Origin of the sequence: Nesterenkonia muleiensis, assembly GCF_003600155.1 — a bacterium.
Classification (GTDB): Bacteria; Actinomycetota; Actinomycetes; order Actinomycetales; family Micrococcaceae; genus Nesterenkonia; species Nesterenkonia muleiensis.
The window spans coordinates 23056-46286 of sequence record NZ_QWLD01000021.1 but is presented as its reverse complement, the minus strand read 5'-3'; the positions used below and the strand labels follow the sequence as shown (position 1 = coordinate 46286).

The 23231-nt window shown below is 63.6% G+C and carries 24 protein-coding genes; 16 read left to right on the top strand and 8 right to left on the bottom strand.

The window, feature by feature from the left end:
• Window positions 1–145: 145 nt before the first annotated feature.
• Window positions 146–748: a DedA family protein gene (locus tag DVO78_RS07095; RefSeq protein WP_120004120.1), complete on the bottom strand. Its 603-nt coding sequence runs from the start codon at window positions 746–748 to the stop codon at window positions 146–148.
• Window positions 749–970: 222 nt separating this feature from the next.
• Between DVO78_RS07095 and DVO78_RS07090 the strand changes: the two genes are divergently transcribed.
• From DVO78_RS07090 to DVO78_RS07075, 4 genes are read left to right on the top strand one after another with little or no spacing between them, the layout of a single operon-like run.
• On the top strand, window positions 971–1663 hold the full coding sequence (locus DVO78_RS07090) for a TetR/AcrR family transcriptional regulator (protein ID WP_120004119.1): 693 nt from the start codon (window positions 971–973) through the stop codon (window positions 1661–1663).
• A 42-nt stretch (window positions 1664–1705) separates the two neighbouring features.
• Window positions 1706–2659: an ABC transporter ATP-binding protein gene (locus DVO78_RS07085; protein ID WP_120004118.1), complete on the top strand. Its 954-nt coding sequence runs from the start codon at window positions 1706–1708 to the stop codon at window positions 2657–2659.
• Complete coding sequence (locus tag DVO78_RS07080; protein WP_120004117.1) at window positions 2660–4318, top strand: ABC transporter permease; 1659 nt, start codon at window positions 2660–2662, stop codon at window positions 4316–4318.
• A 20-nt stretch (window positions 4319–4338) separates the two neighbouring features.
• Window positions 4339–4737, top strand: coding sequence for a hypothetical protein (locus DVO78_RS07075; RefSeq protein ID WP_157983904.1), 399 nt, complete (start codon window positions 4339–4341; stop codon window positions 4735–4737).
• A gap of 102 nt (window positions 4738–4839) precedes the next feature.
• On the opposite strand, the gene DVO78_RS07070 is transcribed toward DVO78_RS07075, so the two are convergent.
• Complete coding sequence (locus DVO78_RS07070) at window positions 4840–5451, bottom strand: TetR/AcrR family transcriptional regulator (protein ID WP_120004125.1); 612 nt, start codon at window positions 5449–5451, stop codon at window positions 4840–4842.
• 105 nt (window positions 5452–5556) lie between these two features.
• Between DVO78_RS07070 and DVO78_RS07065 the strand changes: the two genes are divergently transcribed.
• The 6 genes from DVO78_RS07065 (at window position 5557) to DVO78_RS07040 (ending at window position 10761) form a co-directional block, all read left to right on the top strand.
• A complete protein-coding gene (locus tag DVO78_RS07065; RefSeq protein ID WP_120004115.1) occupies window positions 5557–6576 on the top strand; it encodes an aldo/keto reductase in 1020 nt (339 codons plus the stop codon).
• A 157-nt stretch (window positions 6577–6733) separates the two neighbouring features.
• Window positions 6734–7045, top strand: coding sequence for an NIPSNAP family protein (locus tag DVO78_RS07060; RefSeq protein WP_120004114.1), 312 nt, complete (start codon window positions 6734–6736; stop codon window positions 7043–7045).
• A 37-nt stretch (window positions 7046–7082) separates the two neighbouring features.
• On the top strand, window positions 7083–7649 hold the full coding sequence (locus DVO78_RS07055; RefSeq protein WP_120004113.1) for a cysteine hydrolase family protein: 567 nt from the start codon (window positions 7083–7085) through the stop codon (window positions 7647–7649).
• A 144-nt stretch (window positions 7650–7793) separates the two neighbouring features.
• Window positions 7794–8381: an HAD family hydrolase gene (locus DVO78_RS07050; protein ID WP_120004124.1), complete on the top strand. Its 588-nt coding sequence runs from the start codon at window positions 7794–7796 to the stop codon at window positions 8379–8381.
• A 144-nt stretch (window positions 8382–8525) separates the two neighbouring features.
• Window positions 8526–10250 (top strand): ABC-F family ATP-binding cassette domain-containing protein, encoded by a 1725-nt coding sequence (locus tag DVO78_RS07045; RefSeq protein ID WP_120004112.1) that lies wholly within the window; start codon window positions 8526–8528, stop codon window positions 10248–10250.
• A 109-nt stretch (window positions 10251–10359) separates the two neighbouring features.
• On the top strand, window positions 10360–10761 hold the full coding sequence (locus tag DVO78_RS07040; RefSeq protein WP_120004111.1) for a nuclear transport factor 2 family protein: 402 nt from the start codon (window positions 10360–10362) through the stop codon (window positions 10759–10761).
• A gap of 102 nt (window positions 10762–10863) precedes the next feature.
• Here the strand turns inward: DVO78_RS07040 and DVO78_RS07035 are convergent, their stop codons facing one another.
• Window positions 10864–11868 carry a saccharopine dehydrogenase family protein gene (locus DVO78_RS07035; RefSeq protein ID WP_157983903.1) on the bottom strand — a complete coding sequence of 335 codons (1005 nt, stop codon included), beginning with the start codon at window positions 11866–11868 and terminating at the stop codon, window positions 10864–10866.
• An 84-nt stretch (window positions 11869–11952) separates the two neighbouring features.
• Window positions 11953–12552 (bottom strand): class I SAM-dependent methyltransferase, encoded by a 600-nt coding sequence (locus DVO78_RS07030; protein ID WP_120004109.1) that lies wholly within the window; start codon window positions 12550–12552, stop codon window positions 11953–11955.
• A 386-nt stretch (window positions 12553–12938) separates the two neighbouring features.
• Here DVO78_RS07030 and DVO78_RS17730 point away from each other — a divergent pair, with 386 nt between their 5' ends.
• Both DVO78_RS17730 and DVO78_RS07015 read left to right on the top strand, forming a co-directional pair.
• Window positions 12939–13226: a hypothetical protein gene (locus DVO78_RS17730; protein WP_202912120.1), complete on the top strand. Its 288-nt coding sequence runs from the start codon at window positions 12939–12941 to the stop codon at window positions 13224–13226.
• 609 nt (window positions 13227–13835) lie between these two features.
• Window positions 13836–16022 carry a heavy metal translocating P-type ATPase gene (locus tag DVO78_RS07015; RefSeq protein WP_202912119.1) on the top strand — a complete coding sequence of 729 codons (2187 nt, stop codon included), beginning with the start codon at window positions 13836–13838 and terminating at the stop codon, window positions 16020–16022.
• 5 nt (window positions 16023–16027) lie between these two features.
• On the opposite strand, the gene DVO78_RS07010 is transcribed toward DVO78_RS07015, so the two are convergent.
• Window positions 16028–16660 (bottom strand): flavin reductase family protein, encoded by a 633-nt coding sequence (locus tag DVO78_RS07010; protein WP_120004108.1) that lies wholly within the window; start codon window positions 16658–16660, stop codon window positions 16028–16030.
• 173 nt (window positions 16661–16833) lie between these two features.
• Here DVO78_RS07010 and DVO78_RS07005 point away from each other — a divergent pair, with 173 nt between their 5' ends.
• The 4 genes from DVO78_RS07005 to DVO78_RS06990 all read left to right on the top strand — a co-directional run bounded on the left by DVO78_RS07005 (window position 16834) and on the right by DVO78_RS06990 (window position 19544).
• Window positions 16834–17898 carry an intradiol ring-cleavage dioxygenase gene (locus DVO78_RS07005; protein ID WP_120004107.1) on the top strand — a complete coding sequence of 355 codons (1065 nt, stop codon included), beginning with the start codon at window positions 16834–16836 and terminating at the stop codon, window positions 17896–17898.
• Window positions 17899–17977: 79 nt separating this feature from the next.
• Window positions 17978–18220, top strand: a complete 243-nt coding sequence (gene tatA, locus DVO78_RS18150) for a twin-arginine translocase TatA/TatE family subunit (RefSeq protein WP_120004106.1) — start codon at window positions 17978–17980, stop codon at window positions 18218–18220.
• Window positions 18217–19008, top strand: a complete 792-nt coding sequence (gene tatC / locus DVO78_RS06995; protein ID WP_120004105.1) for a twin-arginine translocase subunit TatC — start codon at window positions 18217–18219, stop codon at window positions 19006–19008. The genes tatA and tatC overlap by 4 nt, the downstream gene beginning before the upstream one ends.
• Entirely contained in the window at window positions 18996–19544 is a 549-nt protein-coding gene (locus DVO78_RS06990) for a twin-arginine translocase TatA/TatE family subunit (RefSeq protein WP_120004104.1), read from the top strand. The genes tatC and DVO78_RS06990 overlap by 13 nt, the downstream gene beginning before the upstream one ends.
• Here DVO78_RS06990 and DVO78_RS06985 read toward each other — a convergent pair.
• From DVO78_RS06985 to DVO78_RS06975, 3 genes are all read right to left on the bottom strand, one after another.
• Window positions 19489–21102 carry a sensor histidine kinase gene (locus tag DVO78_RS06985; RefSeq protein ID WP_120004103.1) on the bottom strand — a complete coding sequence of 538 codons (1614 nt, stop codon included), beginning with the start codon at window positions 21100–21102 and terminating at the stop codon, window positions 19489–19491. The genes DVO78_RS06990 and DVO78_RS06985 overlap by 56 nt on opposite strands.
• Entirely contained in the window at window positions 21095–21817 is a 723-nt protein-coding gene (locus DVO78_RS06980) for a response regulator transcription factor (RefSeq protein ID WP_120004102.1), read from the bottom strand. Before DVO78_RS06980 ends, DVO78_RS06985 begins: the two co-directional genes overlap by 8 nt.
• A gap of 249 nt (window positions 21818–22066) precedes the next feature.
• Window positions 22067–23140 carry a YdcF family protein gene (locus DVO78_RS06975; protein WP_202912118.1) on the bottom strand — a complete coding sequence of 358 codons (1074 nt, stop codon included), beginning with the start codon at window positions 23138–23140 and terminating at the stop codon, window positions 22067–22069.
• Window positions 23141–23231 lie beyond the last annotated feature (91 nt).

Sequence of the window (23231 nt, the reverse complement as noted above, 5' to 3'; positions counted from 1 at the left end):
GACCTCCTGGTCCTCCGGGGCATCCTTGTAGTACTCGACCCCCTGAACCAGGGAAGCAGCACAGTTACCAATACCGACCAGGGCAACACGGATAGGATTGTCTGTCATAATGATCATCTTTCTATATGGATTAACTGTTTGGTTGTCAGAGTTTTATGCGGCGTCCGCGGGTGCCGATCAAAGCGATAACTGCACCAGCTGCGGTGCCTAGGGCAATCCCAGCAACTGTGCTGGCCCATGGGGGAAGATCCGTGGCAGCAGCTGGTACATAGCCGAGTCCGATCAGCCACCAGGACCAGAGAAACCCGCCGATGACTGCCAGGCCGATCAGCCGGGCCCAGCTCATGCGCATCATTCCGGCAGTGGCCATAGCTGCTGAGCGGCCAAACGGCATCGCGTAGACCAGCAGTAGACCGAACCAGGTGGAGATCCCGCCGGTGTGCAATGAGATATGAAGGATCTTGCGGTGCAGTTTGCGGCCCCATTTCCATCGCAGAAATAGGCGCATTAATTTGTATCTGAAAAGTGCATATAAACCGATGTCTCCGATCAAACATCCAACGAACGTTGCCATGAATGCCCCAGAGAGGGGCAAGACCCCTTCGGCGGCCATGGCACCAGAAGCGATGACCATGAACTCCGCAGGCAATGGCGGCACCAGAGCGGTCAGAGCCACAGCAATCCCCTGCACCAAGAAAAACCAGAAACCCCACTCTGTGTAGAAGTCGGAGAAGTCGAGAGCAGACACAGAAACAGCTTCACTGCAACCTGAGACCCGCTTCAACGTATTGAACGCAATCACCACATTGGTCAGCTTGCCGGTCGTGGGTCTGGATCACGCTGAACGGCTGAACGATGGTCCTTGTTCTGTTCAGTGCGTTGTTCGTTGGAAAAACTGGCGGCTACTTTTGGTGTCATGGCGCTGACTAAACGTTCAGACAGCGCCAGGTGCTGAAGATGGGAGGCGGACATGGCTGCGTATATCTATCGTGGCCCTCGTCGGGAGCCATCTGATGAGACCGTTCCCGCGGATCAACGCATTATCGATGCGGCGATTGATCTGTATGGGGATAGAGGCTTCACAGCAGTGAGCCTCAGGACTATTGCGACTCAGGCGGAGGTTTCGGCACCGTTGATCATCCATCATTTCGGTTCCAAGGACGGTCTGCGCCGGGCTTGTGACCGTTATGCCGCAGAGATAGTCAACCACTTCAAAACAGAGGCCGTGGCTTCAGGACATGACTTCACACTGGAAATGATGCTCGGCCGAGTCGAGGAGGTTCAGCCGATCCTGCGCTATATTATCCAGTCGCTGGTCATCGGCGGACCGGAAATCGACACGATCATGGACGTCTTCGTCGATCACGCCGTCACCTACGTGGCAGAAGCGGTGGAAAGCGGCTTAGTCAAGCCGGCAACAGATGAGCGTCGCCGAGCGGTGGTGCTGCTACTGCAGGGGCTTGGCGCCATCATGCTCCACCGGCAGATGAAGCGTCTACTAGGCGTGAACCCTTTGGACGATTCGCCCTCACATTTCGGTACCTATTTAAGTGCCGTCATGGAGATCTACACCCAGGGTGTCTTTGAGCCCGATGCTTTCGGCGACCTGCGTGTGCATCTTGACTCCTCAATCGACCCTGAACCGCACGACGCCGCAGCATAACGCCTGCTCATTCAACAGGCCTCACAACGAAAGGAACTCACGATGAACGGAACGACTCCCGTCATCTACGCCCAGGATCTGGTCAAGGAATTCGGGCCGGTCCGGGCGCTGGACAACCTGAACCTGAACATCGCTCCCGGAGAGGTGCACGGATATCTGGGCCCCAACGGGGCCGGGAAATCGGTCACCATGCGAGTGTTGCTGGGGCTGCTACGCCCGGACTCCGGGACCATCCGACTCTTCGGCCAGGATCCGTGGAAGGACGCGGTCGAACTCCACCGGCGCCTGGCCTATGTCCCCGGGGATGTGGAACTCTGGCCCAATCTCACCGGCGGTGAGGTCATCGACATGTTCCTGCGGCTACGCTCCAACGCCGGTGAGGCAAACTTCAGCCCAAAGAAACGCGACGAGCTGATCGAACGCTTCGACCTGGACCCGCGGAAAAAGACCCGCACCTACTCCAAGGGCAACCGGCAGAAAGTGGCACTGATCTCTGCGCTGGCCGCCGATGTCGACCTGTTGCTGCTTGACGAACCCACCGCCGGTCTTGACCCGCTGATGGAAGTGGTCTTCCAAGAAGTCATCACTGAGGCGAAAACAGAGGGCAAGTCTGTGCTGCTTTCCAGCCATATCCTGGCCCAGGTGGAGGCACTCTCCGACCGGCTATCCATCATCCGCGCTGGCCATATTGTCGAATCCGGCACGCTCTCGGAGCTGCGGCATATGACCCGGACCACCATCGAGGTCGAGACTGCTCAGCCAACTACGCCACTGCATGGTCTGAGCTTTATCCACGATATGCACGCCGAAGGGGAGCGCACCGTCTTCGAGGTGGACGGCGATCACGTCGGTGAAGTCATGGACTCGCTGTCCGGACTTGGTATCCGCTCGATTGTCGCCCACCCTCCCACGCTCGAGCAGCTGCTGATGCGCCACTACGGTGATGACCTCAGCAGCCGTGGCGTGAGCGCTTCAACTACGAAGAAGGTGTCCTGAATGACGGCAACAGTGAACGCTCCACGGCATGCACCGAGTCCGGCGTCGGCCAGGCAGTCATCGTTGGCCGGGATGTGGACCCTGCTGCGGTTTATGCTTCGCCGGGATCGGATCCGCACCAGCGCCTGGGTTCTGGCCGTGGGACTCTCGGGTTTCATGTTTGCCACAGCTATGACCAGCGTCTATGAGACACAAGAGGACATCGAAGGCATCGCCACCATGTTGGGCGATCCCGTCATGCGCATGCTGGTGGGCCCGATCTTCGGAATGGATGCACCGACCCACGAGCGCGTGTTCTCTGCCGCCTATGTGCTCTTCATCTACATCCCGATCGCGCTGTTCAGTATCTTCACCGTGGTCCGGCACACCCGCGCTGAGGAACAGAGCCGACGGGCTGAACTGATCCGGGCGAACGTGGTTGGCCGTCACGCCACCCTGACAGCCACCGTCCTTTTGACCACCGCCGCCAATCTGATCATCGCCGCCCTGTTGTACGTGGGTGTGCTCGCCGCAGAATTTGGCTCGGAAGGGTCCGCGTTGATTGCCGCAGGCGGTTTCGTCCTTGGCATGTTCTTCACCGGGGTCGCGGCCGTGACGGTGCAGCTGAGTCAATCAGCCCGCGCGGCCTCGGCCATGGCTGGTGCCGTTCTCGGTCTGGCCTATCTGGTGCGCATGGGCGGAGACATGGCAGAAGAAGGCGGTTCTGCACTGTCCTGGTTCTCTCCGCTGGCCTGGTCTCAACAGACTGCTCCGTTTGTCGAAGACCGCTGGTGGCCCTTGCTGATCTCAGCAGGCTTTGCCGCAGTCCTGATCTGGTTGGGCTTCTTCCTCTCCACCAAACGCGATGTCGAGGCCAGCATGTTCTCCACCCGGCTCGGGCGAGCCGAGGCGAAGCCTTCCCTGGGGACACCAGTAGGCATGGCAGGCAGGACTCTGTGGGGCGGCCTGCGCGGCTGGGGCGTTGCGCTGATCCTCACCGGACTGATGTTCGGCAGCTTCGCCCAGGCCATGATGGATGCCGCCGACGACCTTCCAGCGGAGATGGCGCAGATGTTCTCGGGAGACGACATCATGCTCGGCTACCTGGCCTTCATGGGGGTGTTCATCGCCATCTTCGCTGGCGCTGCTGGAGTAAGCGGACTGCAACAGCTGCGTGGGGAGGAGCACCAAGGACGTGCCGAATATGCCATGTCAGCTCCTATCGGCCGCACCACCTGGCTGGGCTCCCATCTGACTGTGCTGATGATCGGTGTCGCTGTCATTTTGGCATTGGCTGGACTCGGCATGGGTCTCGGAGCTGCAGTGTCCCTGGATGAGGACGGAGGGGAGTACATCGGGCAACTGCTGTTAGCCACCGTCCTCCAGATCGCACCAGTCTTAGCCATCATCGGCATTGTCACTACTCTGTTCGGGTGGATACCCAGACTCGCCAACGCAGTCGGTTGGCTCCTAATCGGCTTCAGCGGCTTCGTCACCACATTCAGCGGCATGCTTGACCTGCCAGATGGGCTGATACAGCTCAGTGTCTTCTCCCACTTGGCCGAATACCCCGTAGAAGACATCGAGTGGGCACCGGTCCTCTGGCTGTCTGTCATCGGGATCATTGGCCTCGTTCTTGGCCTGATCGGCTGGAACCGCCGGGAAGTCAACCGGGTCTGATAGTGCTCCACAATGCGTCTGTGCAGACGGCAGAACCCACCGCTGATGAAGCGATCAAGCTCTACGTCGAAGCCGCTGCCGAGCAGCTATCTCCCGATCATGAGATCACCGAGATTCTTGAATCAAGCTATCGAGAGATCTCGGTACAAGTGCCGATTCGCCGCGATGACGGAAGCCTCCTGGTCGTCAAGGGGTACCGTGTTCAACATAACGGGGGCCGCGGCAAAGGGCAGCCGGATTACCATGATGCTGACCAGTTTGGCGTCGTCGCGGGCTGGGCGATCATCCACCAGGCGCTTGCGGTGAATGAGTGGACCGGTATGAGGCTCATCGTGATGAGCAGCGCCATCGTCTCTGTCTGCGGATTCCGCATACGGGCTCCCACGCGTGGACAGGCTGCTCCAGACTATGGTCGATAGACCGAGAGCAGACGGCAAAGCTACAGCTCAAGAGCTGTGGTGTTCCGACTGACCAAGGGGAGGCCGCGGGCGGGGGCGGGTGTTGAAGGGAGTCACCCGCTGTTAGCTCGGTGAGTGACGCAAGCCTTCGACGAACACCGCGACCATCCGGTGATTGTAGTCCTCACTGATATCGGCTGCCGGAACAGGCTGGCAGAGCAGGCCGATGGCGTAGAGCAGCTCGCGCGCGTCGAGCTCGGCGGCCATCTCCTCAACGGCACGCGCGTCGGCGATCAGCTCGGCGACCACCGGCTCCAGGCGCTGGGCGACGTCGTCGCGCAGACCCTCGAAGGCCTGATCCCCGGAGTGCAGCGCCTCAGCCAGTCCGCGCTTGGTGCCCACCAGCTCCACGTAGCGGTTCACCCACTGACGCAGCGCCTCGTAGGGGGCATGCTGAGCGCGCATCGCTGAGGCGGCCTCAGCACAAGCATCGATCTCATGCCGCAAGACGGCGACCACCAGATCCGCCCGGCGCGGGAAGTGGCGGTACAGCGTCCCGACGCCGAGTCCAGCGGCGTCAGTGATCTCCTTGGCCGGGGCATGGACGCCTGAGGTGGCGAACACGGTCTTGGCTGAATCCAGCAGCGCACTCAGGTTCCGCTCGGCGTCGGCGCGTTTGCGCCTGCCTCGGCCCTCCGTTGGCGGCTGCCCGGCCGTCTTGTCGATCGATGTCACCACACCAGTATGCCTTGAACCCTTGCGAAACGGAAAGTTATTCCGTATTGTTCCGGAAAGGCGTTCCGCTTACGCGTCGTCTCTGCCATCTCAACAAGGAGTTCCATGAAATACCGCACTCTCGGCCACACAGGCATCCGGGTCAGCCCCTACGCCCTGGGCACTTTGATGTTCGCCACCGCCATGGGCAACGAGCCCGAGGAATCCGGACGGATCATCAACAAGGCACTCGATGCCGGGATCAACCTCCTCGACTGCGCCGACCGGTACGGCGACGCCGAGGACGTCCTCGGCAAGGCCATCAAGGGCCGTCGCGACGAGGTGGTTCTGGCCACCAAAGTCGGCATGCCCATGGGGGAGGACCCTAACCATCAGGGCGGGTCACGGCGCTGGATCACCACCGCCGTCGAAGACTCCCTGCGGCGGTTGGGCACCGACTACATCGATATCTACCAGCTCCACCGGCCCGATCCGAACACTGACCTGGAGGAGACCCTCTCGGTGCTGACCGACCTGGTCCAGGCCGGGAAGATCCGCGCCATCGGGTCCTCCACCACGCCGGCCTCGATGATGGTCGAGGCCCAGTGGGTCGCCGAGCGGCGCGGGCTGCAGCGGTTCCGGACCGAGCAGCCGCCGTACTCCATCCTCAACCGCGGGGTGGAACGGGAGGTGCTTCCCATCGCCCAGCAGTACGGGATGGGAACCCTGGTGTGGGGCCCGTTCGGCCAGGGCCTGCTCACCGGTCGTGTCCGCAAGGGCGGCACCAATGACCTCAAACGCGCCCAGTTCTCCCGCCACCTGACCGACGAACGGCGCCTGGACGTGGTCGAGCAGCTCATCCCCATCGCCGAAGAAGCCGGAATGCCCATGACCCACCTGGCCATGGCGTTCACCATCGCCCACCCCGGGGTCACCAGCGCACTGCTGGGGCCGCGCACCATGGCCCACCTGGACGACCTGCTGGCCGGGGCGGAGACCGTACTCTCTGACGAGATCCTCGACACCATCGACCAGATCGTGCCGCCCGGCACCGATGTCAGCGCCCTCGACCAGGAGTACCAGCCCCCAGCCATCCAGACCCCTCACCTGCGCCGGCGCCCGGCTGCCGAGCGATCCGCCGCCTGACCGTCAGGAGACACTGCGCCCGCAAACGTGCCGCCGGCACGTCACGCCCCCACGGCAAGCAGCCCGCTGAGTCCCCTCTTTCCTGTGAACTCAGCGGGCTGCTGTGTGCCGTTGGAGGATTCGCAGTCCGTGGTGAGGCCCCTTATACACTCAACGGATGATCACCATCCATCTGCGCTACCAGATCGATCCGGACAAGACTGAGGACTTCGCCGAGTATGGGCGGCGCTGGATTCGGCTGGTCAACAGGTTCGGCGGCACCCATCACGGCTACTTCCTCCCCAGTGAGGGCGACAGCGACGAGGCGTTCGCGCTGTTCACCTTCGACTCTCTGGCTGCCTATGAGCAGTACCGGATCGCCGCTGCCGAAGATGAAGTATGCCGTGAGGCCTACCGGTTCTCCCAGGAGACTCAGTGCATCCGCCGCTATGAGCGTCGGTTCCTCTCCCCGCTCTTCGGGGACACATAACCCACAGGCGGCCCCGAAGAGCGCGTAGTCTGGGATCATGCTTCAGCGACCCTCCACTGACCGGGCAGCCCTGGTGCTTGTTGATGTGCAGAAGGCCTTCGACGACGCCGCCTATTGGGGCAAGCGGAATAATCCCGAGTGTGAGAGCAATATCGCCGCGCTGCTCGAGCACTGGCAGGCTCAAGCCCGCCCCGTGGTCTTCATCCGCCACGACTCCACCAATCCGGATTCGCCGCTGCACCCTAGCCGCCCAGGCAATGAGCTCAGGGACTTCCTCACCGGAACCCCGGATCTGCTGGTGACCAAGAGCGTGAACTCCAGCTTCCACGGGACCCCGGATCTGCATGCCTGGCTGCAGCAGAACGGTATTGAGGAACTGGTCATCTGCGGAGTCACCACCAACCACTGCTGCGAGACCACCGCCCGGGTCGGCGGCAACCTCGGGTACCAGGTGTTCTTCGCCCTGGATGCCACCCACAGCTTCGACCGGACAGGGCCGGACGGTGAGACGATTCCCGCGGACCTGATCGCCCAGGTCACCGCCGCCAACCTTCACGGGGAGTTCGCCACTGTCACCACCACCGAGGCACTCCTTGAGCGCTGAGGCGCAATTCAGCACACCGTTGACTTTGACTTCAGCACACTTTTCCGGGCAATGAGCACATGCGACCGCTAGCACGTAGGCACAGGGATGCCCCGCGCGTGGCTGGCGTACTCTGAGAAACGTCAAAGGGAGGAGAATTCTGAGATGCCTGAGATTCGCGCCGCGCTGTTCGACTTCGACGGAGTCATCCGGCGCTTCGATCCTGAGTTCATCTCCGGTGTGGAGCATCGCTACGGGCTGGCCGCGGGCACTATCAACGCGGCAGCTTTCGCCCAGCCGCTGATCACCGAGCTGACCACCGGCACGATTCCGCGCCGTGAATGGATCCGCAGGGTCGGGGAGCAGATCGGCTCGCCCGAGGCAGCAGAGGCGTGGGGAAATCAACCGACCTACGCCGATCAGGACCTGTTGGCCGTTGTGGATGAGCTGCGGGCTGAGGGACTGACCACTGCGGTGTTGACCAACGGGACCGATGAAGTCCGCGCAGAGGCTGCGGAACTCGGCGTCCTGCAGCACTTCGACGCCTTCTTTAATTCTGCAGAGATCGGCTTCATCAAGCCGGACCCGCGAGCATTCCAGCACGTGCTGGACGAGCTCTCGCTCACCGCAGCCGAGGTCCTCTTCACTGACGATTCGCAGAAGAAACTCCCCGGTGCGGTCGAACTCGGCATGACCGTCCACCACTACACCTCGGTGGCCAATCTCCGCAAAGTACTCCGAAGCGCCCTATAGCCCGGCACTCAGCATCAACACTGAGGGTGTTCAAGGCCCCCGGATGTTCTAGAATGTGAGGCATGAAGCGCTAAGTCACCGTCCCGCCTGCGCCTGCGGCGTACCGCCCGGCAGGGGTCCGAACTGATTTCTGCGAGGATATCTGTGACTTACCCCAACCCCCATTCTGCTTCTGCACACCTGCGCGCCGACGGCATCTCCGTGGCCTTCGCCGGCCGCCGGGTACTCACCGACATCTCGTTCACCGTCTCATCCAGGGAGCGGGCGGCACTGATCGGAGAGAACGGCTCCGGGAAGTCCACGCTCCTCCGGGTGCTGGCCGGGCTCCTGGAACCCGATGCCGGCACGGTCCAGGCCACCGCTTTAGGAACCATGACGCCGCGGATCGGCCTGCTTCACCAGGTGCCTCCCTTCGCCTCCGGGCATACCGTCGCTCAGGCGCTGGAAGCAGCGGTGGCTCCGGTTCGTGCGGCCGAAAGAGCGCTCGCCCAGGCAGCCGACGAGGTTGCTGAACAGCCTGAGAGCGCACGCTCCAGCAGCAACTACTCCCGTGCGCTGGAGACAGCAGAGCGGCTCGGCATCTGGGAGATCGATGCCCGCATCGACGCCGCGGTAGACGGACTCGGCCTGGGCCGCATCCCGCGCAGCCGTGAGACCGGCTCTCTCTCCGGAGGCCAGCAGGCCAGGCTCTCCCTGGCCTGGCTGCTGCTGAACAACCCCGAGTTCCTGCTGCTGGATGAGCCGACCAACCATCTGGACGATGACGCCGTCGCCTACCTCCGTGCCACGCTGCGGGACTGGCGCGGACCGGTGCTCTTCGCCAGTCACGACCGGGCATTCCTGGACGAGTCCGCCACCACCCTGATCGACCTAGACCCTTCGCCGCTGCCGCAGGCTGTGGCTGGGCCGCTGGTGGCCGACGGGATCGGCAGCGGAATCGGAGTCACCCGCTTCACCGGTAGCTACACGGAGTACCTGCAGGCACGGTTCGACGCCCGTGACCGGTGGTGGCAGCAGCACCGGGACGAACAGGCCGAGCTGAAACGGCTGCGGGCTGCGGTGCGGGACAGCCATACGGTGGGACACCACGACTGGACGCCCCGCAGCGAGGGCCGGGCTGCGCAGAAGTTCTATGCCGATCGCAACGCCAAGGTCGTCTCACGGCGAGTCAACGATGCCCAGCGCCGGCTCGAGGAACTAGAACAGCAGCAGATCCGCAAACCTCCGCGTGAACTGTCCTTTGGCGGACTGACCGCAGGAGGGAACGGTGCTGGACGGGCGCGGTCCGGGCCGATTCTCAGCACCTCCGCAGTCACAGTCGAAGGGCGGCTGCAGGAAACCTCACTCAGCATTGCCGCAGGGGAGAAATGGTTGGTCACCGGCCCCAACGGGTCAGGGAAGTCCACACTGCTGGAACTGCTCGCCGGTGCTCTGGCGCCCAGCAGCGGAGCAGTCCACCGGCCGCGGAGTCTGAGGATCGGGGTGCTGACCCAGGACCATGAGCTGCCTGATCCGCAGCGCCGCGGGCCTGGGCGTACCGCGAAGCAGACCTATGAGGATCTGGTGGGGATCACCGCAGCGCAGAGAGTTCCGCTGGGCACCTTCGGCCTCATTGCGGGCCGGGATGAGAACCGCCCTGTCGCTGAGCTCAGCGTCGGCCAGCAGCGCAGGCTCGCACTGGCCGCCGTGCTCGCCGAGCCGCCTGATCTGTTGCTGCTGGATGAGCCGACCAACCATTTCTCCCTTCTGCTGGCCACCCAGCTGGAGGCGGCGATCCCGGACTACCCCGGCACCGTCGTCGTCGCCTCTCACGACCGCTGGCTACGCCGCACATGGCAAAGTCGCCGGTTGGTGCTGACCACCTCATGAACATGTACTGGCCGGTTGATGGTTGTTGTTGTCGGAGCTCAGCGCCTCCGTCTCATGTGCATTATGTCCTCTCAAAAGCGTGTAAAAGGTCCAATGAAAAGGTGAGCTGGTGGAGATTTCTGACGTGAGAAACGGCTCATCCATGAGCCCTCTGGAGAACTACATCGACGCCTGGGTTGCCGGTGATCCCGATCGGATCGCAAGTGCGGTGACTGAGGACTGCGAGATCATTGAGTGCTACGGACCGGTTTATCGCGGACGCGACCGGGTGCATCAATGGGCGGCCGCGTGGTTCGGTGCCGGGGGAGTGGTCCACCGCTGGAAGATCACAGACAGCTTCCGGGCTGGTGAGCATGAGGCGGCCCAGTGGGTCTTCGACTTCACCTGGCGGGGACGACGGCGCTCCTTCGACGGGTCGACCATCACCACCAGCTACGACGGCCGCATCCATACCCTGCGCGAATACCGGACCACAGCCGAGCTCTATGAGTGGACAGGGGAGTGGAGGTAGCGTGGCTGCGATCAGTCGACCCTGTAGAGCGCAGCCATGTAGGCCCACGGCATCTGCTGAGGAGGTATCAGGCAGTGCGCGATTCCGGCATGAAAGGGTGACTCAGCTGAATCTGATCACTGCGCTGTCCAGCAGGTATTTCACCTCGTCGAGAGAGACGATGTCCATGGGCGTGACGATGCCGCTGAACCTGGCCGGCCGGTCCAGAACCAGGCGTGTCAGGACCGCGACCACGCAGGCAGTGGCCTTGTAATCACTGAGGACTTCAACACTTCGGTGCCGAGTCGTCTGCGTTCCATCGACGGTGCCGGTTGCCTCGACCCTCAGATGCGCGATTTCGGGTTTGGCCGGATTGTGCCGCGGTGTCAGCCGGAGTCGGCTCTGCACCACTCGGCGCAGAATCCCGGACCGGTTGAGCGCGGCGATCATCAGAGTGAACGGCGTGCTTGACCAGGCCGTGTAATAGGCGACCTCGGCGGTGGCGAACTTCTCCTTTAGGGCGCTGGCCTCGTCGTGGTGCATGCGGCGTAGGTTCACCCGGCGTGGTCCAAAGCTCATAGGTCGCTTCTGAGCAAAGCCGGGCCGCAGCCCTTGTGGGGTCCGGACGGGCAGGGTGAGCATGCTCAGCATATCTTTGACCCCAGTGGCCCCCACTGAGGCGTTGGTGCTCTGGAGCAGCCCCACATGCAGCTCGTGCAGCTCATCCAGGCCTGAGGTTGTGTCTGTGGCCATCAGACCGCTGAGGCCGGGGTGGAACCCGCACATTGTCACCAGGGGCGAGGTGGCGTTGCGGAGCGTGTCCTGTTCTGTCCGGCGCAGCTCATCTGTGGGGGCGACGTCGATGCAGGGCAGGTCCCGGGAGGCGCAGGCCTGCTGAACCAGCGGATCCGTCTGCGGAACGGCGACGATCACCGCCGAGTAGTCGTCAGCGTCCAACGTGGCAGAGATGCTGCTGCGGTCTTGGGCATCGAGCTGGACTTCGCTGCTGTTCCCGTCTGGTCTGCGTGTTCCGGTGACGACGTCGAACTCTCCGGTGATCTCCAACGCTGAGCGGATACGCACGCCCAGGGTGCCACCCCCACCTATCACCAGCACTCGACGCGTCATGCCCACAATCCTAGGGTGAGGGATCGAAGGACTGATCCGGGACGGCGGGCCTATGGCTTCTCGCTGCTGCCGCAGGTGGAAGGTTCATTCGCGTTGGGCCCGTATCACCGCATGCGGTCTGGTGCCCGGATCTCTGGTGGCCGCCGTGCTCTCGATGGTGAAGCCGGCGTGTTCAATCCGAGCCGCAAGCTCATTCACCGGCCAGCGGTAAGCGGTGACGACCTTGTGGTCGAAGGAGCTGAGTTGGGGCCATTCGAAGAAGCCGACCAACAGCCCGCCGCCCGGGCGCAGAGCTCGAGCGCATTCCTTCAGCGGATGGTCGATCTCCTCGGGATCGGTATGGATCAGTGAGTACCAGGCCAGAATCCCGCCGATGCCGCCCGTGTCACAGCCGAGGTCTTCAGCGGCAGCGACACGGAATCTTGTGCGCGGGAACCTTGACTGCGCGATCGAGACGAACTCCGGCACCGGGTCAAGGCCCTCGATATCGCGACCCTGTCGGCGCAGGTAATCGGTGATGTGCCCAGGGCCGCAGCCGACGTCGAGAATTGTGCTTGTGCACGACCCCGCCCAGTCGCTGATCAGCGGACGGTACTCAGCCGGCACACTCTCGATGCTCCCGAGCTTCTCGGCATATTCAGTGGCGCGGGCGGCATAGGCCGTGATGGCAGGGGAACTCGGCACAGAAGCAGTGTAGTCATCACATAGCGTGGATAGGGTAGATCTGTGCCGACGTCAGACCCGAGTGATGCCTCTGCCCATCCAGCACTGTCTGCCCTCTTCGGCAGGCAGCGGGAACTTCTTGATTCCTGGCTTTCCGAGCTCGACGTCGAGGAGGACATGAGTTGGGGGCTGGTGGACACCACAGTCCTGAAAGCGCGCACGCCCGGTGGACACATGGTTGTTAAGGCAGGCGGTCCTGATAACCACCACATCGGCCGGGAGATCGGTGCTCACCGGGAGTGGACTGCGCCCTTGGCTCGGAAGTGCCGCACCTCGCGTCTGCTGCACGCCGATGAGCCTGCCGATCTCCTGGTCACCACGTATCTGCCTGGAAGGCTCGCAACTGGTTGGTTGACGCGGACGGCACCATTCGAGGCATCGACTTCGGACGTGCCGCACTGCGGCCTGCGGCCAAGGACTTTGAGCGGTTGGCGGCCCAGGAGTTTCGGTGGCATCCGGGATCGGAGGGGGCCTTCCTCTGCGGGTACGGGGCTGATCCCCGTGAGCCTGCTGCCTGGTTCCGCCAGCGTGTCCGAGCTGCCATCGGCACAGCTGTGTGGGCATTCCAGGTCGGCGATGAAGACTTCGAAGCCCAGGGCCACCGAATGATCAAAGACGTGCTAACCGGGGCCTAGATGGCGAAGGAGCGGAGGCGGCCCGGAGAGGCTCTTGATCAGCTGCCCTCTGGGCTATGTGGATAGGGCCTGTGCCAGGCATATTTCTCCATCACACAGAGCTGTTCAGACTCGCCTTTCCCGCGGACCCATAACATTACCGTCCGCTTGCCAAGCACACAGGGTAAAGCTCCGGCAAGAGGGGTACTGCTCACACCTCGAAAACCGATGTCGCTGCTGAAGCATTGAAGTATGAGGGTTACCTGCTGACTCTTTGCTCAACGCCGTGGCCATGTCAACGGGGATATCAATGTCGCTACCTTCGTGTGCGTTGCCGCGTACTTTGCTAAGAGCGCTTGAAACTCATCGTGGCGCGCGTCGAGAAGCTCGCGGAGAGCGAGTGTCTCGGGTGTCTCGACGGTCGTAGGCATGTTCAAAGGGCGCCGGGGTCTGATCACGCGCCAGAATTCTGCTGTCCAGAGCTGGTGAGCCCTCAATACGACCACCTCGGAACGCCAAGGTGCCCAGTTGTCCTTGCTTCGGCTCCAGCACCCAACTACTGCTCTCAAAATATACCCCATAGGGGTATGTGGTATGGTGTCGGAAAACACCGAGAGAGGAGTCCCGGCAATGGCAGACCACGACCATCCGCATCACGTGCATGACAGTTCCGGACATGACAGGCATAGCGGCGGCACCGCTGTCGATCATCACCCAGGGCACGAGCAGCACAGTGGGGTTGCCGGTCATGGGCACGGGCAGGACCACACGGGTGAGAACGGCCATCATGAGCATGGCGGTCATGCCGGGCACTCGGGCCACGGGGACCACAGTGATCACGTCGGCCAGTTCCGCAGACTGTTCTGGATCATGCTGGTCTTGGCGGTGCCGGTGGTGGGGTTCAACGAGATGTTCGCCCATCTGGTCGGCTACCACCTGCCCGAGGCCGAATGGGTGTGGTGGGTCTCCCCGGTGTTGGGCACAGTCATCTATTTCTGGGGCGGCTGGCCGTTTCTGACCGGTGCGGTCAGTGAGATCCGCTCCCGCAAGCCGGGGATGATGTTGCTGATCGGTCTGGCGATCACCGTGGCGTTCATCGCCTCCTGGGGTGCCAGCCTGCACCTCCTGGACCATGAGCTGAACTTCTGGTGGGAACTGGCCCTGCTGGTGGTGATCATGCTGGCCGGCCACTGGATCGAGATGCGCTCGCTGGCCCAGACCACCTCCGCCCTGGACTCGCTGGCCGCTCTGCTGCCCGATGAGGCGGAGAAGGTCGACGGCGACACCGTCGTCAAGGTCGCCCCCGCTGATCTGGGCCTCGGTGATGTGGTCATCGTCCGCCCGGGCTCTTCGGTACCGGCCGATGGGACCATTGTCGACGGCAGCGCCAGCATGGACGAGTCCATGGTCACTGGTGAGTCCAAGCCTGTGCGCCGCGAAACCGGCGAACAGGTGGTGGCCGGCACCGTGGCGACTGATTCAGGGCTGCGCGTGGAGGTCTCCGCCATCGGAGACGACACTGCGCTGGCAGGGATTCAGAAACTGGTCTCCGATGCCCAGGCCTCCTCTTCCCGTGCCCAGCGGATCGCTGACACCGCAGCCGGCTGGCTGTTCTGGTTCGCCCTCGGCGCGGCCCTGGTCACCGCCCTGACCTGGGCGCTGCTGGGCATGCCCGATGCCGCGGTGGTGCGCACCATCACCGTGTTGGTCATCGCCTGCCCCCACGCCCTGGGACTGGCGATTCCGCTGGTGGTCTCCATCGCCACCGAACGCGCCGCCCGCGGCGGCGTGCTGGTCAAAGACCGGCTCGCCCTGGAATCAATGCGCACGGTGGACTCGGTGCTCTTCGACAAGACGGGCACGCTGACCAAAGGCGAGCCGACGGTGACCGGAGTTGACCCGGTGGGCGACCGCACTGAGCACGAGGTGCTGGCGCTGGCGGCTGCCGCCGAGTCCGACAGTGAGCACCCGCTGGCCCGGGCGATCGTGGGCGCCGCCAACACCCGTGAACTCCAGGTGCCCAGAGCCACAGACTTCTCGTCCTCCCCGGCGGTCGGAGTCAAAGCCACCGTCGAGGGCGCGGTCATCGAGGTCGGAGGCCCCTACCTGCTCGAACAACAGAGTCAGGACGAACTGGCCATCGCCGACCAGTGGCGCGAAGAAGGAGCGATCATCCTCCACGTCCTCGCCGACGGCGGGGTCATCGGAGCGCTCAAGCTTGCCGATGAGATCCGGCCCGAATCCCATGACGCCGTTGAGGCACTGCATGCGTCCGGTTCACAGGTGGTAATGATCACCGGCGACGCCCAAGCAGTAGCCGATACCGTTGCCAAAGATCTCGGCATCGACCGGGTCTTCGCCGGCGTGCGTCCGGAGGACAAAGCCGCGAAAGTCGCCGAGCTCCACAACGAAGGCCGAAAGGTCGCTATGGTCGGCGACGGTGTCAACGACGCACCCGCCCTGGCTCAGGCTGATGTGGGCATCGCCATCGGCGCCGGTACTGATGTGGCCATCGGTTCGGCCGGGGTGATCCTGGCCAGTTCCGACCCTCGCTCAGTGCTCTCGGTCATCGAGCTTTCCCAAGCGTCGTACCGGAAGATGAAGCAGAACCTGTGGTGGGCCGCCGGCTACAACCTCGCCGCCGTACCCCTGGCCGCAGGTGTGCTGGCACCTGCCGGGTTCGTACTGCCGATGAGCATCGGCGCGATCCTGATGTCTGTCTCAACGGTCGTCGTCGCCCTCAACGCCCAGCTGCTGCGTCGGCTCGACCTGCGCCCAGAGGCCAGCACAGACAAGCTGCGCAACAGGGCCCGATGACTGCGCTACTGGCCTGATGGAGGCCGGCGCATCTCCAACCGGTTCTCCTCGCCGATGGTGAAGTAGGCGGCGGGTCCACCGCCGCGCAGGAGCGGACCAGCTGCGGCAGTCTGGTAGATGCCGTCCTTCAGCAGAGCCCGGTCGATGTGGACCCCGACCACTTCGCCGAAGACCACTGTGGTCACTGTGGGCGCACCCGCAGCACTGCGCAGCGGCACGATGTCGCTGGTGCGGCACTCGAAGACCGCACGGGCCCCGGCCACATGCGGAGTGCTGACAGTGCGGGACTGTGCCGGGGTCAGCCCAGCCAGGGCGAACTCATCGACCCCGGCGGGCACCTCTGCAGAGGTGGTGTTCATCGCCTCAGCCAGATCACCGGTGACCAGGTTCCAACAGAACTCCCCGGTGGCCTCGGCATTGGCCAGGCTGTCCTTGGCACCGTTGCTGGCGAACCCGATGATCGGCGGGACGTAGTTGAACGCGTTGAAGAAGCTATAAGGCGCCAGATTCAGCACCCCGCCCGGGCTGCGGGTGGAAATCCATCCGATCGGACGCGGGGCGATGATCGCATTGAACGGCGAGTGCGGCAGTCCATGGCCTGCTCGGGGCTCGTAGAAGTGAAAGTCTGAGTCAGTCATGCTGTGCTCCACATTACCGCTGCGAGCTGGGTCTTTCGACGGGGATCGCTCCGGCAGTGCGTTGGGCCGAAGACCGCTCATAGCAGATTCATAGGCTCGCCAAAGCTCCACCATGGCCAAGCCCCTCATGCTTTCAGCATCCCAAGAAGCTGGAACAAGAGAGGAACCACCCCATGGCACGCTTTCCCGATGTCACCCACACCCCGCAGGGACCCGCATATGAGGGCCGGCTGCTCCACCGCACCGACGAGGAGGTCGTCGATCAGGGCGCACCCTTCGACATCCAGACCCTGATCACCCGGCGCGGTGTCATAGGACTGGTCGGGGTCGGCGTCGGCACAGCTACCCTGGCCGCATGTGCCCCCGCTGACAGCTCCGGAAGCTCCGCCGCTGCCTCGGCGGGCCAGTCCAGCAGCAGCTCTGCCTCCAGCAGTTCTGCCAGTGCCGATTCGGGCGCGTCGGTGAGTACCGAGGACCTGCCCGACGGCGAGATCCCCGAAGAGACCGCAGGCCCCTACCCCGGGGACGGGTCCAATGGGCCCGACGTGCTGGAACAGTCCGGCATAGTCCGTGAGGACATCCGCTCCAGCATCGACGGCGGAGGCACCGCCGAAGGAGTTGCGCTGACCTTCAGCTTCACCGTCCTGGACATGGCCAACGGCGATACCCCCTTCGAGGGCGTGGCCGTCTATGCCTGGCACTGCGACGCACAGGGCGGCTACTCCATGTACTCCGAAGGTCTGGAGGATGAGTCCTACCTGCGCGGTGTCCAGGTCGCCGACGCCGATGGCATCGTCACCTTCACCTCGATCTTCCCCGGGTGCTATACCGGCCGCTGGCCGCATATCCACTTCGAGGTCTACCCGGACGTCGAATCCATCGATGACTACACCAATGCCATCGCCACCTCTCAGCTGGCTTTCCCCGAAGAAGTCTGCCAAGACGTCTATGAACTCTCCGAATACTCCGGATCGGCCCAGAACCTCTCCCAGATCACTGTGGAGACCGACAACGTCTTCGGCGAGGACGGCGGTGAGCTGCAGATGGCGACCGTCAGCGGAGACCTCTCCACCGGATACACCGCTTCACTGGTGGTCCGTGTGGACACCACGACGGCGCCCTCCGCCGGCGGAGGAGCCCCAGGTGGGGAAACACCCCCGGGAGGCGAACAGGCTCCTGGCGGGCCCGGACCCGGCGACGCCGGCCCAGGAGGTGGCTCCGGAGGTCCCAACCGCTGAGCGGACGCTCCGACCCTGAGCAGCCACCGCGTTGCCACGCACACCCATCACCTCACCACTGAGAAGGAGAAGAACCATCATGCTGCAGAACCTCACAGGCTGGCACGCCCTGATCGTCCTGGCCATCGTCTTTTTGCTCTTCGGAGCGACCAAACTGCCCGCACTGGCCAAAAGCGTCGGCCAGTCGGTGCGGATCCTGAAGTCCGAGGTCGAAGAGACCGCTGACCCTGCCCCCACGATGACGACCCCGGCCGTCAGCTCCGTTCCGGAGGCTGCTCCGGCTGAGTCGCAGACCAGCCATCAGAACGGCTACGTGTCATGACCTCAGCCACCGCCGCCGGGGCAATGCCCCTGGCAGAGCATCTGCTGGAGGCCAGACGCCGAGCAGTCCGTGCGGCGGTGGCTCTGGTGGTTGCAGCGATCATCGGGTACATCCTCTCTGACAATGTCCTCGATGTGCTCAGGGCGCCCATCGCCGAACTCGCCCAGTCGCGTGAGGCCAGCCTGAACTACGACAGCATCACCAGCGCGTTCAACCTGCGGATCAGGATCGCCCTGTTCGCCGGCGTCGTCCTCTCCAGCCCGGTGTGGCTGGGCGAGCTGTTCGGTTTTCTCAACCCTGGCCTGACCAGGAGAGAACGGCGCTACACACTGGGATTCGTGGCAGCGGCGCTGCCGCTGTTCTTCGCCGGAGCCTTCACCGGGCTGACCCTGTTCCCCCATATGGTGGAGGTGCTGGCCAGCTTCGGCTCTGATCAGGACAGCACCCTGCTCCAGGCCTCCTACTACTTCGACTTCGTGATGAAGATCGTGATCGCCACGGGTCTGGCCTTCGTCCTGCCGGCGGTGATCGTGGTGCTGAACCTGCTGGGAGTCCTCCCGGCCCGATCCATCGCCAAAAGCTGGAGGATCAGTGTGGTGGTGATCGTGACCTTCAGCGCTCTGGCCACCCCGGCCGCTGATGTGCTGTCCATGGTCCTGGTCGCACTGCCCATGACCGGCCTGTTCGTCACCGCGTGGGGTATCGCATGGCTGCATGACCGCACTGCAGCCAGACGCCAGCTCAAAGCCCTCTCCGATCGACCCAAGGAGCTCGCATGCTCGGCCTGACATTCGACAAACTGCTGATCATCGGGGTGCTCGCCGCGGTCCTGGTCGGTCCGCAGCGGCTGCCGTACTACACGAAAAGACTCACTGAGACACTGCGGGCCTTCCGATCTTTTATGGAGTCTGCTCGCAAGCGGGCTGAGACCCATACGGGCGTGCCACTGAACGAGTGGGAGTCCTGGGACCTGAGGCAGTACGATCCGCGGCGGATCGTCCGCGAGGCACTGGACAGCGCCCCCACCGCTGCCGCGGATAGAGACACTGCCGCCGAACCTGAGTCGGAGGATCCTGCGGCGGAGCCCCTCATCCCCGACCTGGAGGCTGAGAGCTCCGCTGGAGCCGCCTGCGAGCATCATCCGCCGGTGGTGGCGGAGAAGCCTCGATACATCGTCACCGGATCGTCAGGTCACCCCCGCCGGGTACTGGTGAACCCGCAGGCATCACCGGCTGCGCAGACCTCAGCTGCGCAACCCGCAGAGGAGCCTATGGTGCCCGCGGAGGACTCACAGGCTCTGGCTGCAGCGGCAGAATCACAGTGATCCGGGTCATCCCAGGCGAACTGTCCAGCTCGACCTGCCCCCGGTGGGCCCTGACGATCGCATCGACGATCGCCATCCCCAGGCCCGTGCTTCCGGCTGAGCGGGAACGGGAGTCATCACCGCGGACGAACCGGTCGAAGATGCGCCCTTGGAGCTCTTCGGGGATCCCGGGCCCGTTGTCCTCGACCTCGATCACCGCCTCAGAGGTCCCCCTGGTGCTCAGACGCACAGTGATTGCAGTGCCTGCCGGAGTATGGTCCCTGGCATTGTTCAATAGGTTCGTCATCACCTGGTGCAGCCGGTCAGCATCGCCGTCAACAGTTATCCCGGCGGCGTCGTCGTCCAGTTCGATCACCCACTGGTGTTTGGGCCCAGTGACCTGGGCATCGCTGCACGCGTCCACTACGACGCCTGCCAGAGCCACCGGCTCCTCATGAAGGGCGGCCCCGGAGTCCAGCCGGGCCAGCAGCAACAGGTCTTCGACCATCCCGGTCATCCGTACCGACTCCGAGCCGATGCGCCCCAATGCGCGGCCCACCGAATCCGGCAGCTGATCGCTGCTGCGCGAGGCGAGGTCTGCATAGCCCCTGATCGAGGCCAGCGGAGTGCGCAGCTCGTGGCTGGCGTCGGCGATGAACCGGCGCAGCTGCTCCTCTCCGTCATGCCTGGCCTGCAGTGAGCTCTCCAGGTGGTCCAGCATGGTGTTGAAAGCCTGCCCGACCTCGCCGATTTCGGTGCCGGGGCTCGCATCCGCACGGGGCACTCTCTCACTGAGCGTCACAGCACCGGAGGACAGGGGCGTGCGGCTGACTTTCGAGGCCACGCCCACCAGCCGGTTCAGCGGCCTCAGGCCGAGCCGGATGAGCCACAGTGCGATCAGCAGGGTCACGGTGATGGTGGCGACTGCCACAAGGATGAAGACCAGTATCTGATCCCGCACAGTCCGGGTGACCTCTGCCAACGACTGTCCGGCGATCACCGTAGCGCTGTGCTCGGGGCCGGTGATGTGCTCGGCGGCCACCCTGTAGCCGCCGGTGCCTACCAGCTCGACCTGGGAAGGGTCAGCGGCAGTGCCGGCCTCTGCCTCGAGTTGGGCGATCTGGTCCTCCGTCAGCTCGACGACGGCCCCTGTGCTTTCGTCCACGGTTCGGGCAACCAGCGGCTCGCCGTTGAGGATCACTACGGAGAGCGATCCGAGCTGCGGCCTTGGGCCGACCTCGCCGGGCGGGAATCCGCCCGGATCCGGCTGGTCTGCTTCAGAGGGCGGAGTCTCAGCGCCATTCGGAGGAGGAGCCGCACCGCCAAGCAGTCCTTGAGACTGGGCATCGACCACGGTGATCGTGTTGAGGTCCAAGGCGATCCTCAACTGGTCGTCCAGACGGTTGAGCAGACTCTGGTGCTGGGTGCCCACACTGATGCTGCCGATGACGACTACGGCGACGATCATGAGAGCAACCATGGCAGCGGCCAGTTGCCGTTTCAGAGGCCACCGCCTGATGGCCGGTGCGCCGCCGGTACCGCGGGCCGGCTGAGAGCCCGATGGGCTGAGATCACTCATCGGCGGGCCTGATCGAATAGCCGACGCCGCGGAAGGTATGGATCATCCGCGGTCCCAGAGCCTCGAGCTTCTTGCGCAGGTAGGAGATGTAGAGCTCGACCACGCTGGCCCTGCCGCCGAAGTCGTACTCCCAGACGCGGTCCAGGATCTGGGACTTGCTCAGAACTGCCCTGGGATTCTCCATCAGGTACCTCAGGAGGGAGAACTCGGTGGCAGTCAGGTCCAGAGGCGTCCCTGCGCGGGTGACCTCATAGGTCTGCTCGTTGAGCATCAGATCACCGACGATCAGCACAGGGTCGGCCACTGAGGCGACCAGTACGTTCCGGCGAATCATGCCGCGCAGGCGGACGATGACCTCTTCGAGGCTGAAGGGCTTGGTCACATAGTCGTCCCCGCCGGCGCTGAGCCCTGTGATTCTGTCGGAGACATCGTCTTTGGCCGTGAGGAACAGCACCGGCACATCGTTGTCACGCGCGCGCAGCCGGGAGACCACTTCGATGCCGTCGATCCCAGGCATCATGACGTCGAGCACGATGAGATCCGGTGCGACGTCGCGGACAAGGGCGAGAGCGCCTTGGCCGTCGGATGCCGTATGCGGTTCCCAGCCTTCGGCCCTGACCGCCATGGTCAGAAGCTCTCTGAGCAGCGGTTCATCGTCGACGATGAGGACCCGGATGGGGGAGCCATCTAGATGCACCAGCGGTGTGCGTTCCATGCCGAACAATCTAACGGTCCTCAGCCGTGTCCTCGCTGCGAACTGCCGCAGCCGGCATAAACTGCCCGCCGCCCAGGGCCTTCTGGCGGGTGAGAGGACGGTGTAGAGGACCTTGTCCGTGCAGTAGTCACCCAGTGGACACCGTGCCGGAGCTGCGCCGAACTGCTGATACAGATTTCAGGGAACGGATGGGGCCACCTGGCGCGTACGGACGGACAGCTGGGGCGCAGGAGGCTGTGAGCTGTGCATCTATCCAGGCGCATACTCAGGCGGGACCATGGCCGGCACCAGGATGATGGTGAACAGTGCGGCAAAGGCGACCAGCAGCAGGACGCAGACAATGTGGAGTCTCGGCCGGTCTCGAACCACCGCGATGAACTCCCGCAGCAGAGCGCTGGGCAGGAAGTACCAGGCGGTGCGGGCCCCGACCACATGCGCTCTCATGCCCAGCGAGCGGGTCAGCAGTGCGGCGCGGAAAGCATGATAACTGCTGGTGACCACTACCATAGGGCTGCTGGGCCCTGAGAGCAGCTCCGCGGAGAACCGCAGGTTTTCGACGGTATTGCGGGACTGGGTCTCGGCTGCCACCCGCTCAGGCGGTGCCCCCTGCTCAATCAGGTAATTACGCATCGCCGTGCCCTCCGCCACCGGCTCATCGGGACCCTGACCCCCACTGGTGATGATCAGCGGGGTTCCTCCGAACATCTGCTGAACCTGTAAGCCCCTTTTCAGCCGGCCCGCCAGCAGCGGAGGCACCTGACCGCCGATGAGCCCGGCCCCAAGCACGACGATTGCCTCAGGCGTAGCCCTGCTGGGCCGCCACCTGTAGAGCAGTGAGGCGATGATGAACGCCGCGAAGGCGAAACCGACGTACGCCACCACCAGCGCCACAGCGAAATGCACCCCGTACCTGATCATGTAGGCAGGGTCATCCTGCACCGTGCCCTGGGGCTCGAGCAGCCGCAGGGTGGCCGTCAGGGCGATCAGGCTGATCCCCGCAAGGAGAGCCAATGCATTACCCAGAGTGCGGCTTTCTCTGCGCAGAACGGTGAGGCCACTCCAGAGGAGGAAAACCACCAAGAGAGGGTAGCCCAGGATGTTGCCCAGAACCAGGACTATCAGGGCTGTGATGCCGACCCCCAAGAGCAGTGCTGGGTGACCCCGTTCGAACAGCAGAAACCCCAAGGAGAACACTGCAGCGGCGAATCCCAGAATGGCGTAGACCACGGTGCTGATCCGTCTTCCGTCACGGATGATGCCAACGATGCCGATCACCGCGACGGCCAGGCTGAACGTTATCACTGAGACTAAAATCCAGGTCAAGAGCATCCTCGAGCTCCCTTTCACAGACTGTAAGAGGTGGGAAGTCTATGGTGCAGACTGTGGTCTTAGCTGATGAGGCAGTGCCCAGCGG